The sequence below is a fragment of the Mycoplana sp. BE70 genome (assembly GCF_031455855.1).
Taxonomy (GTDB): Bacteria; Pseudomonadota; Alphaproteobacteria; order Rhizobiales; family Rhizobiaceae; genus Mycoplana.
In genome coordinates, this window is the sequence record NZ_JAVDTM010000013.1 from 65,545 (window position 1) to 81,999 (window position 16,455).

12 protein-coding genes are annotated in these 16,455 nt (G+C 63.1%); 4 read left to right on the plus strand and 8 right to left on the minus strand.

What is annotated here, in order from left to right; genetic code table 11:
* The first annotated feature begins 356 nt into the window (after positions 1–356).
* Positions 357–623, plus strand: a complete 267-nt coding sequence (locus J2Y48_RS21225; RefSeq protein ID WP_310422150.1) for a DUF2277 domain-containing protein — start codon at positions 357–359, stop codon at positions 621–623.
* Between the two features lie 11 nt (positions 624–634).
* Here J2Y48_RS21225 and J2Y48_RS21230 read toward each other — a convergent pair whose 3' ends face one another.
* The 4 genes from J2Y48_RS21230 to J2Y48_RS21245 all read right to left on the minus strand — a co-directional run bounded on the left by J2Y48_RS21230 (position 635) and on the right by J2Y48_RS21245 (position 3,659).
* Positions 635–826, minus strand: a complete 192-nt coding sequence (locus J2Y48_RS21230) for a DUF6494 family protein (protein ID WP_310422152.1) — start codon at positions 824–826, stop codon at positions 635–637.
* Between the two features lie 245 nt (positions 827–1,071).
* The gene (locus J2Y48_RS21235; RefSeq protein ID WP_310422153.1) at positions 1,072–2,343 is read right to left on the minus strand and encodes an ATP-binding protein; all 1,272 of its coding nucleotides are present in this window, start codon (positions 2,341–2,343) and stop codon (positions 1,072–1,074) included.
* Between the two features lie 59 nt (positions 2,344–2,402).
* A complete protein-coding gene (locus J2Y48_RS21240; protein WP_310422156.1) occupies positions 2,403–3,053 on the minus strand; it encodes a response regulator in 651 nt (216 codons plus the stop codon).
* Positions 3,054–3,173: 120 nt separating this feature from the next.
* Entirely contained in the window at positions 3,174–3,659 is a 486-nt protein-coding gene (locus J2Y48_RS21245; RefSeq protein ID WP_310422159.1) for a hypothetical protein, read from the minus strand.
* A 263-nt stretch (positions 3,660–3,922) separates the two neighbouring features.
* Between J2Y48_RS21245 and J2Y48_RS21250 the strand changes: the two genes are divergently transcribed.
* Complete coding sequence (locus J2Y48_RS21250; protein ID WP_310422162.1) at positions 3,923–5,137, plus strand: GGDEF domain-containing protein; 1,215 nt, start codon at positions 3,923–3,925, stop codon at positions 5,135–5,137.
* 152 nt (positions 5,138–5,289) lie between these two features.
* On the plus strand, positions 5,290–6,063 hold the full coding sequence (locus tag J2Y48_RS21255) for an NAD kinase (RefSeq protein ID WP_310422165.1): 774 nt from the start codon (positions 5,290–5,292) through the stop codon (positions 6,061–6,063).
* 144 nt (positions 6,064–6,207) lie between these two features.
* Here J2Y48_RS21255 and prfB read toward each other — a convergent pair.
* From prfB to J2Y48_RS21270, 3 genes are all read right to left on the minus strand, one after another.
* Positions 6,208–7,339 (minus strand): peptide chain release factor 2 gene (prfB, locus tag J2Y48_RS21260; protein ID WP_310422168.1). Its coding sequence is split into 2 segments (ribosomal slippage): positions 6,208–7,269 and positions 7,271–7,339, totalling 1,131 coding nucleotides; the frame shifts between segments, so codons are not numbered across the junction.
* 113 nt (positions 7,340–7,452) lie between these two features.
* Entirely contained in the window at positions 7,453–9,903 is a 2,451-nt protein-coding gene (locus J2Y48_RS21265; RefSeq protein WP_310422172.1) for a penicillin-binding protein 1A, read from the minus strand.
* 306 nt (positions 9,904–10,209) lie between these two features.
* Positions 10,210–11,463 (minus strand): N-acetylmuramoyl-L-alanine amidase, encoded by a 1,254-nt coding sequence (locus J2Y48_RS21270; protein WP_405030277.1) that lies wholly within the window; start codon positions 11,461–11,463, stop codon positions 10,210–10,212.
* 727 nt (positions 11,464–12,190) lie between these two features.
* Between J2Y48_RS21270 and J2Y48_RS21275 the strand changes: the two genes are divergently transcribed.
* Complete coding sequence (locus tag J2Y48_RS21275; RefSeq protein ID WP_310422175.1) at positions 12,191–15,100, plus strand: Rne/Rng family ribonuclease; 2,910 nt, start codon at positions 12,191–12,193, stop codon at positions 15,098–15,100.
* Positions 15,101–15,234: 134 nt separating this feature from the next.
* Here the strand turns inward: J2Y48_RS21275 and J2Y48_RS21280 are convergent, their stop codons facing one another.
* Positions 15,235–16,386, minus strand: coding sequence for an aminotransferase class I/II-fold pyridoxal phosphate-dependent enzyme (locus tag J2Y48_RS21280; RefSeq protein WP_310422178.1), 1,152 nt, complete (start codon positions 16,384–16,386; stop codon positions 15,235–15,237).
* Between the last annotated feature and the right edge of the window lie 69 nt (positions 16,387–16,455).

Consider the following 16,455-nt stretch of genomic DNA (forward strand, 5'->3'; position numbering starts at 1 on the left):
ACCAAGGTATAAAGATGCCATCGCCGTCCGAAGACGGAGGAAGCACCGGTAACACCACAAAATGTTGCCTCAAAACACAAGAAGCCCGCCAATTGGCGGGCTTCTTGCATTTCAAAAAGGGGCGCTGGTCTGCGCCATCCCAATAAGATTCTAATGTCATTCCGTCACCGCTCGATTTCCGCATTTCTCTATGTCGCCCAAGGCCGCAAGCCGTGCCAAAGTTGGTGAGATACCGCGACTGTTATATTCTCGCGCTTGAGACCTGCTTTGAAAGCACCTTGCCGCCCCAGCGGGCATTGAGTTCTCCTCATCAACGCCTCCAAAGAGAGGGAGCGGAACGCAACCGGGAGCATGTCATGTGCCGAAACATAAAGCCGCTGTTCAATTTCGATCCTCCGGCGACGAAGGAGGAAATCCACGATGCCGCATTGCAGTTCGTACGCAAGCTGGCCGGAACGACCAGACCCTCAAAGCGGAATGAAGCGGCATTCGATCGCGCGGTGCGGGCAATCGCGGCCTGCGCCAGCGAACTGCTCGATTCCATGGAGACCTCGCAACGGCCACGCAACCGTGAGGAAGAGGCCGCGAAGATGCGGGCGAGAAGCGCAGCCCGGTTCGCTTGATCGGCGGCAGCCTACGGAAGGTCGATCTCGCCGTCCACCACGTGGGTGAGGCCGGTGCCCTCCGCCGTCAGCGTCATGCGAAGCTTCAGCTTCTTGCCGGCGACCTGCCCTCCGCGCACCATCTCCTCGATCTTGCGCTGCGAGGTGACGCCGACTTCCTTCAAGAACTTGCGGATCGACATGTTGAAAGCGTCTTCGCTCATCGGGGAACTCCTCAGTGCCGATAAGGAATTGTAGGCGAACGGCGAGGTCAAGGAAACAGGAGCGCGGCAGCACAGGAGCCACGCTAAAGCGCGTCGCGATCTTTCAGATTCGCTTGCCGCGCTTTAGGCCCTTGTTGTTTCGCATGTCATCGTCCCGAAACCGGTTGCCACTTTTTCGGGTGGAGACATGCTTAAATCGATGCACCGCCTGACCGACGACTCCGGGCGCGCAAAGCCGGGAGGGACTACTGGTCCGCCTCCCACAATGGCAGCGTGACTTCGGCGCAAAGCCCCTTGCCTTCCGGACGGTCGCCGAGCGTAAACGTGCCGCCGTGGCTTTCGACGATCGCGGCCACGATCGACAGTCCCAGACCGCTCCCTTCGGCACCGCTGCCGGCCACCCGGAAAAAGCGGTCGAGCGCACGTGCGCGCAACTCCGGCACGATGCCGGGCCCCGTATCCTCGATGCGCAGGACCAAAACATTGTCGCGGCGGGCCAGGTGGACGGTAACCCGGCCGCCTTCGGGGATATATCGCAGCGCGTTGTCGACGAGGTTGCGCACCATCGCGCCGAGAAGGTCGGCATTGCCGCGGACGGTCGCCTCGACCCCCGGCTCGACCTCCAGCCCCAGATCGATGTCGCGCGCGGCGGCCTGTGGCGCCAGCGGGACGAGCGTGTCACGAACCAGCGCCGCCAGATCGACCGGCTGCGACGCTGCGCCAGCGGAGTCATGCTCCACCCTCGCCAGCGCCAGAAGCTGTTCGACCACGCGCGTGCCCCGGTCGACGCCGACGAGCACGTCGGCGATTGCCTGCTGCCGTTGGTCGGGGGCCGTGGCCAGCCGTGCCACCTGCGCATGCGCGCGAATCGCGGCCAGGGGTGTGCGAAGTTCATGCGCGGCGTCGGCTGCAAAGTGCCGGTCGCGCTCGCGGGCGGCGGCGATCCGCGAAAACAGCGCATTGAGCGCACCGACGAGCGGCAGCACCTCGGCCGGCGCGGTCTCCGGCCGCAGCGGCGACAGGTCCGCCGCCGAACGTCGCCTGACGCCCTCCGTCACCCGATCCAGCGGCTGCACCCCCCAGCGGACGAGGCCCCAGATCAGGACCGCCAGCAAGGGCACCGCAATCCACACCGGGTGGAGGATATGGGCTGCAACGCTGGCAGCGAAACTGTTACGCACCTCCTGGCGTACCGCGACCTCAACGAAGGTATCGGCGCCGGCGGCCGCCCTGTAGACGCGCCAGCTGTCGCCATTGTCGACGGCGTCGCTGTAGCCGGTCTGTCCATTTCCCGCATCCGCCGGCGCGTCGGCACCGCGAGGATGGGTGCGGATGTGGAAGGACAGCGGCTGTGCGCGATCCGATTCGATCAGCAGCCCCTCGGAGGGGAAAGACGCCGTTGCGGACAAACGATCCAAAAAGTCCACCATCATGTCCGCGGACTGCTTGAGGTGGACGTCGACTACCTCGTCGATCAGGCTCCGGGTGTCGTAATAGGTGAAGTAGGCTGTCGCCATCCATCCGGCGACCATGCTTCCGCACAAGGACAACACCAGCCGGCGGCGCAGCGATCCACTCATGGACGAGTTGGAATGTGATAGCCGACGCCGCGCATCGTGCGGATGACGTCGGGGAAAAGCTTGCGGCGCAGATTGTGAATGTGAACCTCGACGGCGTTGCTGTCTATTTCCTCGTCCCAGCCATAAAGTTGTTCTTCCAGCTGTCTGCGGGTCAAGACCCGCCCCGCATTCATCAGCAGGCTCTGCAGCACTGCAAACTCCCGGTTCGAGACGGCAACCGGCGTTCCGTCCAGCGTCACGCTGCGGGCCGCCGGATCGAGCGCGATCCGACCGTTCTTCAGGACCGGCGCCGCCTCACCGACCGCGCGGCGCAGCAGCGCCCGCACCCGAGCCAGCAACTCCTCCAGATCGAAGGGCTTCACCAGATAGTCGTCGCCACCCGCATCAAGGCCCAGGACGCGATCGGCGATGGTATCGCGCGCGGTCAGGACCAGCACCGGGATCTTGTCCCCTGCGGCGCGCCACCGCCGAAGCAGGGTCAACCCGTCCATGACCGGAAGGCCGAGATCCAGAACCACCGCATCATACTTCGTCACCGCCCACGCCGCCTCGGCATCATCCCCGTCGCGCACCCAGTCCACCGCGAAGCCCGCCTGGCCGAAACCGGCAACCAGACCACGACCCAGCAACACATCGTCTTCGACCAACAACAATCTCATCGCGCGTGCTTGTTTGCCAACGTTTGGAAGGAAGCTGCCTGCCCGCCGGCAAGGCCGGCGGGCGCAATGTGACATCCTTGGTGGCAGCCGGCAATCTACAGCCACTTGTTACAACGACTGCCAGTTCGGGTGCTCGAAATGGGTGCCGTACGCCTCCAGCGCCTGCACGATCAACAGCACGCCCTCGTGCGGATCGGCCTCGCCTTGCAGCCCGGAAATGCCGTCGAGAACCTGCGCCAGCACCAGATGGAATTGCTCGTCCACTTCGGGCTCCAATTTGCAATTCTGGACCATGAAATCGACCTGGGCCTGAACCTCTGTCGCAAGCGCCTTGTAGTCCGCAGCCGGCAGCGTGCCGGCGTCGATAGCCGGTATCCTTGCTGCGATCGCGCCGTGGATCCCGTTCATGCCCTTGATCATGTTGTCGTCGCCTTGCCATTTTGCGCCGGCGTTGAGCGTCAGCTCCAGTTGGGTCTGGCCATGATCGTGCGTTGCCGTCTGCGCTAACGTCGCGCCACCCCCGAGGCCGAGGCCGAGGCCGAGGCCGAGGCCGAGGCCGAGCGCGGATACGGTCAATTGTCTACGGATATTCATGATATTCTCCTTGGTCGATGCCAGCACTTCGGTGCCGCAGGCCGGTCTACGCCGCCCAGCTTATGGGTCGCTTAAGTTGATCCAGCCGACGCAGAACCTGGAAATGCGCTTGGCGCCAGAGGTCCGAAAGAGACAAGTTTACCGGTTTCCTTGAACCCGCCCTTAACCGACCCGTGCTATTGCGGGGTCCCAACCCGCTGCGGATGGGCATGCGCGCCATGAGGGCGAGCAGCATTATCGCGTATACGTTTCGTGGAACTCGGATGAACCTGGATTTCCAAACGCTTTATCTCATCATACTGCTCAACTCAGTCGTCCTGTGCGTTACTTGGTCAGGTTTCGTCTGGACGCATCGTAACATCAGTGGCGCCGGCTACTGGTTCGCTGCATGCCTGTCGACGACGATCGGCGGCATTATGTTCACCATCGAATCGACAACCTACGGCCACCTGTCCATTGTCGCGGCCAACACCTTCACGGTGTTCGGCTTTTGCCTGGCATGGGCCGGCATCAGGCGCTTTCGAGGCCAGCTCGTCGATTGGCGTTCCATCCTGGTCATCGTCCTGGCCGGTGCCGGGGTCCTGGCTGCGGCTGGCGGCAATCGACCCGCCATCAATGTGATCATTGCGGCAGTCCAGCTCATTCCCATGGTCTTAGCCACCGTCGCTCTGGCGGCCTTTCGCCGGCCAAGCCTGGGAACGATCGCCGCGACTTCGGGCTTTGTTGTCGCCTTGATGGGTCAAGGCACCGAGATGGTGCTCAACGTCCTGCGACTGACCGGTAGCCTGTCGACAGAGGCGTACTATGAAGTTGCGGCATTGTTGCTGGTTGCTGCGATCTTCGGCGCAACCATCTGGAACCTCGGTTTTGTGCTGATGGCAGTCGATCGCCTGGCGTCCGATCTCAACAGGCTCGCTTCTTTTGACGAACTTACGGGGCTACCCAATCGTCGCAACTTCCTGGAGACCGCCCACTGTATGAGAGCCGATGCGGAGCGTGTTGGTGCCGGGTACGGTGTGATGATGATCGACATTGACCGATTCAAGACCATCAACGACACCTATGGCCATGCGGCAGGCGATGCGTGCTTGCAGCATTTTTCCACGATCGCTGGTCAGTTCGTGAGGCCCGACCGGTTGTTGGGGCGTCTGGCGGGTGACGAGTTCGGCATTGCCCTTGTCGTCAGAGATCCCGTTGCCGCGCGGTCATTCGCCGAACAGCTTGCACGGACTGTCGCCGCAAGCCGTTTCCGTTGGCAGGGTGAAATCATCCAGATTTCCATCAGTGTCGGCGTTGCACTCAGGTCGGCTGGCAACGGCGACTTGCTCAAAGATATCATCGAAGAGGCGGACGTGGCACTTTACGAAACCAAGCGCCGCGGACGCAATGGCTTCACCATGGCCCCCGGGGCCACTGCCCGGAACGGGTCATGGACCGCACCAGTTCCGGCGACTGCCAAGGCAGCCCGACGGGCATGATAGATGACAGCCGGAAGCAGCGACATGTGCGAGTTTTGTGGTGCACCCTTCAACAATGCATGCAACAAAGGATTCATCTAGGCGATCATGAACCGCGATCGGCAGGAACGCTCGACGGTCTACGGAACTGGAAGAAGGACTAAGCAGACGACATGACACGCAGCATCAGATCGCTTTCGTTCGTCGCCTCGCAGGCGCCGGAGGCGCAGGAGGCGATGGCCGAACTGGTGGCGCGATACGGCAATGCCGGGCCGGACGAGGCAGACGTGGTCGTGGCGCTCGGCGGCGACGGCTTCATGCTGCAGACGCTGCACGCCATGATGAATTCCGGCAAGCTGATCTACGGCATGAACCGGGGTTCGGTCGGCTTCCTGATGAACCGCTACAGCATCGACGCGCTGCCGGATCGGGTGGCCAAGGCCGAGGAAAATATCTGCCGTCCGCTGGAGATGCAAACGATCGACGCCGCCGGCAACAGGCGCGAGGCGCTCGCGATCAACGAGGTCTACCTGTTCCGCCAATCCTACCAGGCGGCCAAGTTGCGCGTGGCCGTCGACGGCCGCACCCGGCTGGAAGAACTGATCTGCGACGGCCTGCTGCTGGCGACACCGGCCGGCTCGACCGCCTACAATCTGTCGGCGCACGGGCCGATCCTGCCGCTGGAGGCCCCGCTGCTGGCACTCACCCCCGTCAGCCCCTTCCGCCCGCGGCGCTGGCGCGGCGCTCTGCTGCCGAACCACGTCACCGTGGAGATCGACATTCTCGAGCCGGAAAAGCGGCCGGTAAACGCGGTGGCCGACTATACCGAGGTCAAGTCGGTGTCGAAGGTCACCATCACCGAATCGGAGAACTCGACGGCGATCATCCTCTCCGATCCGGACCACTCCTGGTCGGAACGGATCCTGTCGGAACAGTTTCAGTATTGAGCCGGCGCCGCCACCGCGTCAGCCGTCCATCAAGGCTCTGATTTTCCGGCAATCACGCAATCACCGGAGAGTGCTTCCGCTCGATGCAGTGGCCACAGACAGAAAAGGCCCCCGCAGGGGCCCTCTCCATTCATTTTCACCGGATCAGGCGAGATCCTCGACCGCCGCATCCGCGCCGCCATTGACGCGGTGAGCGAGCGCCGCCTCCATGAACTCGTTCAGTTCGCCGTTCAACACGTCGTCCGGGGCCGTGCTTTCGACACCGGTGCGCAGGTCCTTGACCAACTGGTAGGGCTGCAGAACATAGGAGCGAATCTGGTGTCCCCAGCCGATGTCGGTCTTGGAGGAGGCCTCCGCATTCGCCGCTTCCTCCCGCTTCTTCAGTTCCGCCTCATAGAGGCGGGCGCGCAGCATGTCCCAGGCCTTGGCGCGGTTCTTGTGCTGCGAGCGCTCCTGCTGGCAGGCGACGACGATACCGGTCGGAATGTGCGTGATGCGCACCGCCGAGTCTGTCGTGTTGACGTGCTGGCCGCCGGCGCCCGATGAGCGGTAGGTGTCAATCCGGCAATCGCTCTCGCTGACCTCGATGTTGATCGAATCGTCGACCACGGGATAGACCCAGATCGAGGAGAACGACGTATGGCGGCGGGCGTTGCTGTCATAGGGCGAGATCCGCACCAACCGGTGCACGCCCGATTCGGTCTTCATCCAGCCGTAGGCGTTATGGCCCTTGACGAGGATCGTCGCCGACTTGATGCCGGCTTCTTCGCCGTCGTGGATTTCCAGCAGTTCGACCTTGAAGCCCTGGCGCTCGGCCCAACGCGTGTACATGCGCAGCAGCATGTTCGCCCAGTCCTGGCTCTCGGTGCCGCCGGCACCGGAGTGCACTTCGACATAGGTGTCGTTGCCGTCCGCCTCGCCCGACAGCATCGCCTCGACCTGCCGGCGGTTGGCCTCCGTGCGCAGTTCCTTCAGCGCGTTCTCGGCATCCTTGACGATGTCGGCGTCGCCTTCTTCCTCACCGAGTTCGATAAGGTCGATATTGTCCCTCAACTGCTGCTCGAGCGCGCGAAGGCCATTGATGCCGTCATCAAGCTGCTGGCGTTCGCGCATCAGCTTCTGCGCCTCGCCGGCATCGTTCCAGAGGGTCGGGTCCTCTGCCTTGTTGTTCAACCAGTCCAGTCGTCTTATCGCCTGGTCCCAGTCAAAGATGCCTCCTCAGCAGGCTTATGGCCTGCTTGATTTCGTCGACTACGTTTTCGATTTCCGCGCGCATGTCCGCCTTCTTCGATTGTTTGTGAATTGGCTGGTGAGATAGTCATAAGGGGCGCAGAAGTAAAGGCGAGCGTCCGAGAACGCCCGCCCTTTTTACCCCGCCCGGACCGGTGGCTAGAACAGCCCGCTTTGCCCGCCGGTGACGGCCTGATTGGCCTGCGGCGAATTCTTCAGGATTTCCTCCGGCTCCATGTATTCCTCGCCGCCGATGACCGAGAAGACGTCGGCCGGCCCCGTGCCGGGCTTGAACGCCTCCATGATCGTGTCCGGCTCGCCCTCGTAGGCCTGCATGCCGGTCTTGCGGTTTACCGCGATCATCTGCATGCCTTCAGGAATCAGGAACTTGCTCGGCGGCGTTCCTTCCGTGGCCGCCTGCATGAAGGTGTTGAACAGCGGCGACGACAATGAGCCGCCGGTTGAGCCGCGCCCCATCGGGGCCGGGTTGTCGAAGCCGAGATATAGCCCGGTGACCAGATCCGGCGTGTAGCCGACGAACCAGGCGTCCTTCTCGTCATTGGTGGTACCGGTCTTGCCTGCCACGGGGCGATCGAGCTTGATCTTGCCCGCCGCCGTGCCGCGCGTGACCACGCCCTCCATCATCGAGGTGATCTGATAGGCGGTCATCGGATCGAGCACCTGCTCGCGATTGTCGATCACGTTCGGCTCGTCCTGGTTTTCCCAATTGCTTGCATTGCAGCCTTCGCAGGTCCGCTCCTCATGGCTGAAGATCGTCTTGCCATAGCGGTCCTGGATGCGATCGATCAGCGACGGCTTGATCTGCTTGCCGCCGTTGGCAAACACGGCATAGCCGGACACCATACGAAGCACGGTGGTCTCGCCCGATCCGAGCGAGGCGGCGAGAACCGGATACATCTTGTCATAGACGCCGAAGCGCTCGGCGTATTCGGCCACGATGTCCATGCCCATGTCCTGGGCAAGGCGCACCGTCATCAGGTTGCGCGACTTCTCGATGCCGAGGCGCAGCGTCGACGGACCGGCGGCGCCGCCGCCGTAGTTCTGCGGACGCCAGATCTGGCCGCCGGCGACGATCTCGAGCGGCGCATCCATGATCACCGATGCCGGCGTGTAGCCATTGTCGAGGGCTGCGGCATAAACGAAGGGCTTGAAGGAAGACCCCGGCTGGCGCATCGCCTGGGTCGCGCGGTTGAACTCGGATTGCGCATAGGAAAAGCCGCCTACCATCGCCAGAACGCGTCCGGTATGCGGATCCATCGCCACCAGGCCGCCCTGAACCCGTGGTGGCTGGCGGAGACGATACGTGCCCTGTACCTCGGTGGGTTCGACATAGACGACGTCGCCGGGAGAGAAAACGCCTTCCGGCGACTTGGCCGACTTGCGGTCGCCTTTGGACGACCGGTACGCCCACTTCATCTGTTCGGCGGGAATGCGGCCGGTCACGCGTTCCTCCGCCACCTTGCCGGAGGGTTCCTTGCGCGGCTGCAGGCCGATGTCGGCACCCTTGCCGTCGGTCGCAAGGACCACCGCGAGCTTCCATTCCGGCACATCGCTGAGAGCGTTGACCTTGCTGAGCTCGCCACCCCAGTCGCCGCCGATCTCGATCGTCTTGATCGGTCCGTGGAAACCGCGGCGCTCGTCATAGCTGATCAGGCCGTCCTGCAGGGTCTTGCGGGCGATCACCTGGAGGCGCGGGTCGAGTGAGGTGCGCACCGACAAGCCGCCTTCGTAGAGCGCGTTGTCCCCGTAGCGCTCGATGATCTGCCGGCGCACCTCTTCGGCGAAATAGTCCGAGGCGAAAAGGTAGGAGCCGCGGTTGCGCGGCGTGACGCCAAGCGGCTGCTTCTTGGCTTCGTCACCCTCGCTCTTGGTGACGTAACCGTTCTCGACCATGCGGTCGATCACCCAGTTGCGGCGCTCGATGGCGGCGTCGGCCCGGCGGAACGGATGATAGTTGTTCGGTCCCTTCGGCAGGGCTGCCAGGTAGGCCGTTTCGGCGATCGTCAATTCCGTGACGGACTTGTCGAAATAGGTCAGCGCCGCGCCAGCGATGCCATAGGAGTTCATCCCGAAGAAGATCTCATTGAGATAGAGCTCGAGGATACGGTCCTTCGTGTAGGCCTGCTCGATGCGGAACGAAAGGATCGCTTCCTTGACCTTGCGGTCGATCGTCTGGTCCGATGAGAGCAGGAAGTTCTTGGCGACCTGCTGGGTGATGGTCGAAGCGCCGACCGGCCGGCGACCGGAGCCCATCTGCTGCACATTGACGACGATCGCCCGGAAGAGGCCGGTCACGTCCACGCCGGGGTGGTTGTAGAAATTCTTGTCCTCGGCCGAAAGGAAAGCCGCCTTCACCCGGTCCGGGATCGCCTGGATCGGCAGATAGAGCCGGCGCTCGCGCGCGTACTCTGCCATCAGCGCGCCGTTGGCGGCGTGCACGCGCGTCGTCACCGGCGGGGCATAGCTGTTCAATACCTCGTAGTCAGGCAGATCTTTCGTGACGTTTGCGAGATAGACCGCGACAATCGCGGCCACACCGAGAAAGAACACGGTGCCAATCCCGAAAAAATATCCAATCAATCTGAACATGTGCCAGTTACCGGTACCCTATTATCTCATCGGCTGGGACAAAAGCGGCGCGCCACGCCAGGCACGTATGCAATTCGGGGGCCGCCCCGTCCCGAAGGCGACCTGAAAATTCGCCCATCGAGTCGCCTCACGTTGCACCCGACTAGGGCCGTGAATGTGAGGAAAATAGGGCTTAATACAAACGCTACCGGAAGACCACGGCACAATTGCATGTGCTGTTACTTTTTCGGCACATCAATTAGGGTAACACGACGTTTAACTCCTCGCGTCGCGAATACGAGGGTGCGAGGGTCAAGCGGCAGCGGATCAACCGCCGTTGGCGACCACGGTCGAGCGATAGCGCTGAACGGCCTGGGCCAGCAGCTCGGCAACCTTCTTCTGCCAGGCCGGATCGAGCAGCAGTTGCTCGTCCTCCTTGTTCGACAGAAAGCCCAGTTCGAGAAGAACAGACGGTACGTCAGGCGCCTTCAGCACCCGGAACCCGGCATGGCGATGGGGGTTATTGATGAGGTTGACCTTCCCCTCGAACGAGCCGACCACCTCCTTGGCGAGGCTGATGGAGAAGGCCTGCGTCTCCCGGCGCGTCAGATCGATCAGAATGTCGGCGACCTCCGCCGGCTCACCTTCCAGCGTCATGCCTGCGATCTCGTCGGAGAGGTTCTCCCGCACGGCAAGATTGGCCGCGAGGCTGTCGGAGGCCTTGTCCGATATCGTATACACCGTCGCGCCGCGAATGTCCTTCTGGCGCAGCGTGTCAGCGTGCACGGAGATGAGCAGGTTGGCGCCGCGATTGCGGGCCAACTGCACCCGCTGCGGCAGGGACAGGAACTCGTCCTTTTCGCGCGTCAGGAAGGCCTGCGTCGAAGGCAGCTTGTTTAGTTCAGCCGTTAACTCCTGGGCGAAGGCGAGCGTCAGCACCTTTTCATTGGTGCCGGTGACCGCTCCCTGCGCACCGTTGTCGATGCCGCCGTGCCCCGCATCGACGGCGACCACGAACGACCCGCTGCCGCCTGCGGCGGCACCCGGCAAAAGCTGGTCGCCGTCGGACGCCGCCGGGATCGCGGTAGCATCCTTCCACGTCTGGCCGGCCAACAGTTCCGAGAATGCGGCCGTGGTCACCACCTCCGCATCGACGATCAGGCGGTAGCTGACGCCCCCCTCCTCCTCGCGGACGTCGGAAACGACGACCTTGACCGGATGCCTGGCCGTCAGCACGATCCGCGATCGCCCGGCCGCCATGGCGCCGTAGCGAATGTCGGAAAACACCCCGCGGGCAGCGACATCCTCTTTCTGGAGCGAGAACACGGTTTCCGGCAGGTCGAGCAGGATGCGGTAGGGATTGGCGACGTAGTGCACCGAAACATCCGGCCGCCGGTCGAAGTCTATGACGAGGCGCGTGCGGGTATCGTCTCCGGCAACACGGCCGGAAAATGCGAGCAGCGGAGCATCCGCCACGGGGATTGATGCCGTCGTCACGACCGGCTCGGCAGCGAGCGCCGTTCTGGAAAACCCCGCAAAGGCTGCAGCGATCAGAAGGGCCGCGACCGCGCCCCGGCGCAACGCCTTACCAGCCAACCGCCTCACCTGGCCCGCTCGAAGCACCGCAACCGTCAAACTCCTGCTCTCCTCCAACTGACCGGATATTCCAAGGCGCGTTCAACGCCGATTCAGCAGTTCATGCCAATCCGAACCGTACAAAAGCTGAGCGTCCAAGATGCCGTCGGCATGGTTAACGAGACCTTATCGTTCCCGACCCCATCTCGAACGGCCGGCCTCCATCCCGCGCGATTGGATCATAATTGTGACGGTCCCGGCTTTTTCCTTGCCATTGTGACATATTGAACATAAAAGCAATTTCAGGAAAGAAGTACAGACGGGATAGGAGCCGCAGACGGGCAGCCAACCATCTGGAATTGGCGCCGCATTTGGCCTCCATCCGCCGTCGCAATGCTTGTTTCCGGGCAAATGGAATCGCGTACTCCGGCGGTGGCCGGACCAAACTCAGGGTGGATTTCCACCACGACCCCTTCGGGTCTTTTCATCGGGCCATATTGGTCTAGAGCATTGGCATTCTCGTTTGGACGTAGATGTTGTCGCTGCGGTATTCGTCAGAAGTAAACAGGCACCGGTACAGTCTAGTACCGGCTGTTGTCTGGCCGCGGCCCGCTCACCGTAGTCAGACGAGAAATCACATATTCGGCACAGCAGCATCCCCCCTCTCCGGCCCACCGTCCCTGAAGGACCGGTCGCCAGGCGGGTTCCGCTCGCGCCGAGGAGCAGAATTTTCATGGCAGACAAAATGCTTATCGATGCGTCTCACGCAGAGGAGACGCGCGTCGTTGTCGTACGCGGCAACCGCATAGAAGAGTTCGATTTCGAATCGCAGCACAAGAAGCAGATCCGCGGGAATATCTACCTGGCAAAGGTGACCCGGGTCGAACCTTCGTTGCAGGCGGCCTTCGTCGACTACGGCGGCAACCGGCACGGCTTCCTCGCCTTCGCCGAAATCCACCCCGACTACTACCAGATTCCGCTTGCCGACCGCCAGGCCCTCCTGCGCGCCGAAGCCGAGGAAGCACGCCGTGACGAGGACATCGAGCACGTCGAAACCGCCCCGGTAGCAAAAGCGATGGAAGTTGCTGACGTGGCCGTCCCGGTCGCGGCGATCGCCGAGGCGGAGGCTGAAACTGTCGAAGTTACAGCCGACACAGCCGCCGGCGATGCCGAGCCTGCTGTCGGTGCGGCCGAAGCCACCATCGACGCCGCCGAGTCCGGCGTCGAGGCGGAAGCGATTGCGGCTGAAGCCGAAGTGGAAGCCAAGCCGAAGGCACGCAAGCCCCGCAAGCCGCGCGCAAAGAAAGTTGCAGCGTCAGAGGGAACCGCAACCACCGAAGAGACCGCCGCCGCTGAAGACAGCGAAGGCAAGACTCCGTCCGGTGACATGGCTGCCGCCGTCGATACCGACGAGATCTCCGAAGAAGTGCGCAAGCGCCCCAATGACGACGATGATGACGACGATCATCACGACGAGAAGGAAGAGATCGAATCGGTCGGCGCCGAGGACGCGATGGAGGAGGTTCCCGATCGCATCGTCCGCAAGCCACGCAAGCAGTACCGCATCCAGGAAGTCATCAAGCGCCGGCAGATCCTGCTGGTGCAGGTCGCCAAGGAAGAGCGTGGCAATAAGGGCGCGGCTCTGACCACCTATCTTTCGCTCGCCGGACGCTATTCGGTTCTCATGCCGAACACCGCGCGCGGCGGCGGCATTTCCCGCAAGATCACCAATCCGCAGGACCGCAAGCGCCTGAAGGAAATCGCCCGCGACCTCGAGGTTCCGCAGGGCATGGGCGTGATCCTGCGCACCGCCGGCGCCAACCGCACCAAGGTCGAAGTCAAGCGCGACTTCGAGTATCTGATGCGCCTGTGGGAGAATGTTCGCACGCTGACGCTGAACTCCACCGCCCCCTGCCTCGTCTATGAGGAAGGCAGCCTGATCAAGCGCTCGATCCGCGATCTCTACAACAAGGACATCGGCGAGATCATCGTGGCCGGCGAGGAAGGCTACAAGGAAGCCAAGAGCTTCATGAAGATGCTGATGCCGAGCCACGCCAAGGTGGTTCAGCCCTACCGCGACATCCATCCGATCTTCTCGCGCTCGGGCATCGAAGCCCAGCTCGACCGCATGCTGCAGCCGCAGGTGACGCTGAAGTCGGGCGGCTACATCATCATCAACCAGACCGAAGCGCTCGTTTCGATCGACGTCAACTCCGGCCGCTCGACGCGCGAACATTCGATCGAGGAGACGGCGCTGCAGACGAACCTCGAGGCATCCGAGGAAGTGGCGCGCCAACTGCGGCTGCGCGACCTTGCCGGCCTCGTCGTCATCGACTTCATCGACATGGAGGAGAAGCGCAACAACCGGGCCGTCGAGAAGAGGCTGAAGGACTGCCTCAAGAACGATCGCGCCCGCATCCAGGTCGGCCGTATCTCGCATTTCGGCCTCTTGGAAATGTCGCGCCAGCGCATCCGCGCCTCCGTGCTCGAGAGCACGATGCAGACCTGCCCGCACTGCAACGGCACCGGTCATGTCCGTTCGCAGTCTTCGGTCGCCCTGCACGTCCTGCGCGGCGTCGAGGAATACCTGCTCAAGAACACCACGCACAACATCACCGTGCGGTCGACGCCGGACATCGCGCTCTACCTTCTGAATCAGAAGCGCGGCACGATCAACGATTACGAGACCCGGTTCGGCGTGCACATCGTCATCGATGCGGATGCTCATGTCGGCGCTCAGCATTTTGCGATCGATCGCGGCGAGCCGGTGGAAAACCCCGTTAAGATCGAGCAGTTCGTTCCCTTCGCACCGGAGCCGGACGAGGACGACGATATCATCATCGAGGATGATCTCGCCGAGGAAGAGGCCGAAGCGGTCGCCGCTTCGCCGACGCCTGCCGCATCGGCCGATGAAGCGGGCCGCAAGCGCAAGCGTCGCCGCCGTCGCCGCGGTCGCGGTGGACGCGACGAGGCCGAGGGCAGCGATACCGCGGCGTTCGGCGGCGAACAGGCCGGTGATGAGGACGAGGTCGAAGGCGACGCCAACGGCGAGGACGAAGGCGACGTAGCCGATGCCGGCGCTGAAGCACTGAGCACGGCCGAGAGCGAGCAGAAGCGCAAGCGTCGTCGGCGCGGCAAGCGCGGCGGCCGCCGCAACCGCGACGAGGCCGAAACGTCCGCGTCTGGCGAGGCATCAGACGACGAGTCGGATGAAGTCGAGACCGCGGACATCGCAGCTCTGGAAAATGCGGATGCCGCGGCGGAAGATGCCGTAGAGGGCCAGCCGGCGCCGACCGAAGTGGAAGTCGTCGCCGAGGTTCAGCCCGAGCCGGCCCCCAAGGCACGTCGGACCCGCAAGGCTAAGACGAAGGTCGAACCTGCAGCTGAACCCGCAGAGGCCGTTGCCGATGTCGCAGCTCAAGTTGAGGTCGAAGCGCAACCTGCGGAGGAAACCGCCGCCGAGCCCGCCGTTGAGGAAGCCGCGGCAGCGCTCGACGAGGCCAAGTCGGCGCGTGCTAACCGCGACCTTTCGGCCATCGCCACGCCCCCGGTCGTGACGTCGTCGACGTCGCAGGAAAAGGGCGATGACGAACCGGAGAAGCCCAAGAAGGGCGGCTGGTGGCAGCGCCGCGGCTTCTTCTGAGAAGCGCACCAGAACCAATTAGAAAAGACCCGGCCCAGTGCCGGGTCTTTTGCTTTTGAAGCGCTTGGGCAGGCCCGGCTGACAGGCGAACCCGACTTGCCGCGTCAGAGCATAACCGGACCGGAGCCGCCCCCCTACTTCAGCCAGGTGGCGATACGGTCGGTGGCTTCGACCATCTGCTCGTGCGCCCCGGCAAATGAGAAGCGCATCGTGCGGTGACCGCCGATCGGATCGAAGTCGTGCCCCGGCGTCGCCGCGACGTTGATCTCGTTCAACATCCGGCGGGCGAACGCCATGCTGTCGTTTGTGAAGCGCCCCACGTCGACATAGGCGTAGAACGCGCCGTCCATCGGCGAGGCGATCGAAAAACCAAGTTCCGGCAGGCGAGTTGCCAGCAAATCGCGGTTGCGACGGTAGCCTTCACGATGAAGGTCGAGCTCGTCGCTGGCACCGAGTGCAGCCAAAGCGGCCAGCTGCGAGATTTCCGGTGCGGAGATATAGAGGCTTTGCGTCAGGCGCTCGATCGGTCGCACGACGGCTTCCGGCAACACCATCCAGCCGATCCTCCAGCCGGTCATGCAGTAGTACTTGGAAAACGAGTTGATGACGACGGCGTCATCGGTGAGTTCGAGCGCGCTCGTCTCCTCACCGGAAAATGTCAGGCCATGGTAGATCTCGTCGGAAATGAAGGCGATGTCGTTGGCGGAGCAGTAGTCAGCGAGCGTCGTCAGGTGGGCGCGGTTCGTGACGGTCCCGGTCGGGTTTGCCGGGCTGGCCAGCAGGATGCCCGAGAGCTTGCCAAACACAGACTGCGCCGCCTCCAGGCTTTCGGGCGTCATGGTGAAATCATTTTCGGCACTCACCTCGATCTCGATCGTCTCGATGCCGAGCGCGGCGAGAATGTTGCGATAGGCGGGATAGCCAGGGCGCGCGATCGCCACCCGGTCGCCTGGATCGAAAAGCGTCAGGAAGGCCAGATTGAACGCCGCCGACGAGCCGGTGGTCACGGCGATGCGGGACGCGTCGATCTTGACGCCATGGCGCGTTCGATAGTGTGCGGCGATGCCCTGACGCAGCGCATCGAGACCAAGGGCCTCCGTGTATCCGATTCGACCATCGGCAAGTGCGGCCCGTGCCGCCTCGAGTGCGACGCGCGGCGCCGGATGGGCCGGCTGGCCAACGGCCATGGAGATCACCGGATGCCCGGCGGCTCGCCGCCGTGTTGCCTCCGCGAGCACGTCCATCGCGTGAAAGGGTTCTACTGCGCTGCGCCTGGATATCTTCATCGCCGGGTGCTTCCTTGCCTTACGTGAGATTTCTTCGCCCCGGCCTTCCCCTTGCCGGAAGAAACGCCT

Excerpts from the sequence above, each read along its gene's own strand:
- J2Y48_RS21250 (WP_310422162.1), top strand. The coding sequence starts at position 3,923 with ATGAACCTGGATTTCCAAACGCTTTATCTCATCATACTGCTCAACTCA.
- J2Y48_RS21255 (WP_310422165.1), top strand. The coding sequence starts at position 5,290 with ATGACACGCAGCATCAGATCGCTTTCGTTCGTCGCCTCGCAGGCGCCG.
- J2Y48_RS21280 (WP_310422178.1), bottom strand. The coding sequence starts at position 16,386 with ATGAAGATATCCAGGCGCAGCGCAGTAGAACCCTTTCACGCGATGGAC.
- J2Y48_RS21230 (WP_310422152.1), bottom strand. The coding sequence starts at position 826 with ATGAGCGAAGACGCTTTCAACATGTCGATCCGCAAGTTCTTGAAGGAA.
- J2Y48_RS21235 (WP_310422153.1), bottom strand. The coding sequence starts at position 2,343 with ATGGCGACAGCCTACTTCACCTATTACGACACCCGGAGCCTGATCGAC.
- J2Y48_RS21225 (WP_310422150.1), top strand. The coding sequence starts at position 357 with ATGTGCCGAAACATAAAGCCGCTGTTCAATTTCGATCCTCCGGCGACG.
- J2Y48_RS21265 (WP_310422172.1), bottom strand. The coding sequence starts at position 9,903 with ATGTTCAGATTGATTGGATATTTTTTCGGGATTGGCACCGTGTTCTTT.
- J2Y48_RS21275 (WP_310422175.1), top strand. The coding sequence starts at position 12,191 with ATGGCAGACAAAATGCTTATCGATGCGTCTCACGCAGAGGAGACGCGC.
- J2Y48_RS21245 (WP_310422159.1), bottom strand. The coding sequence starts at position 3,659 with ATGAATATCCGTAGACAATTGACCGTATCCGCGCTCGGCCTCGGCCTC.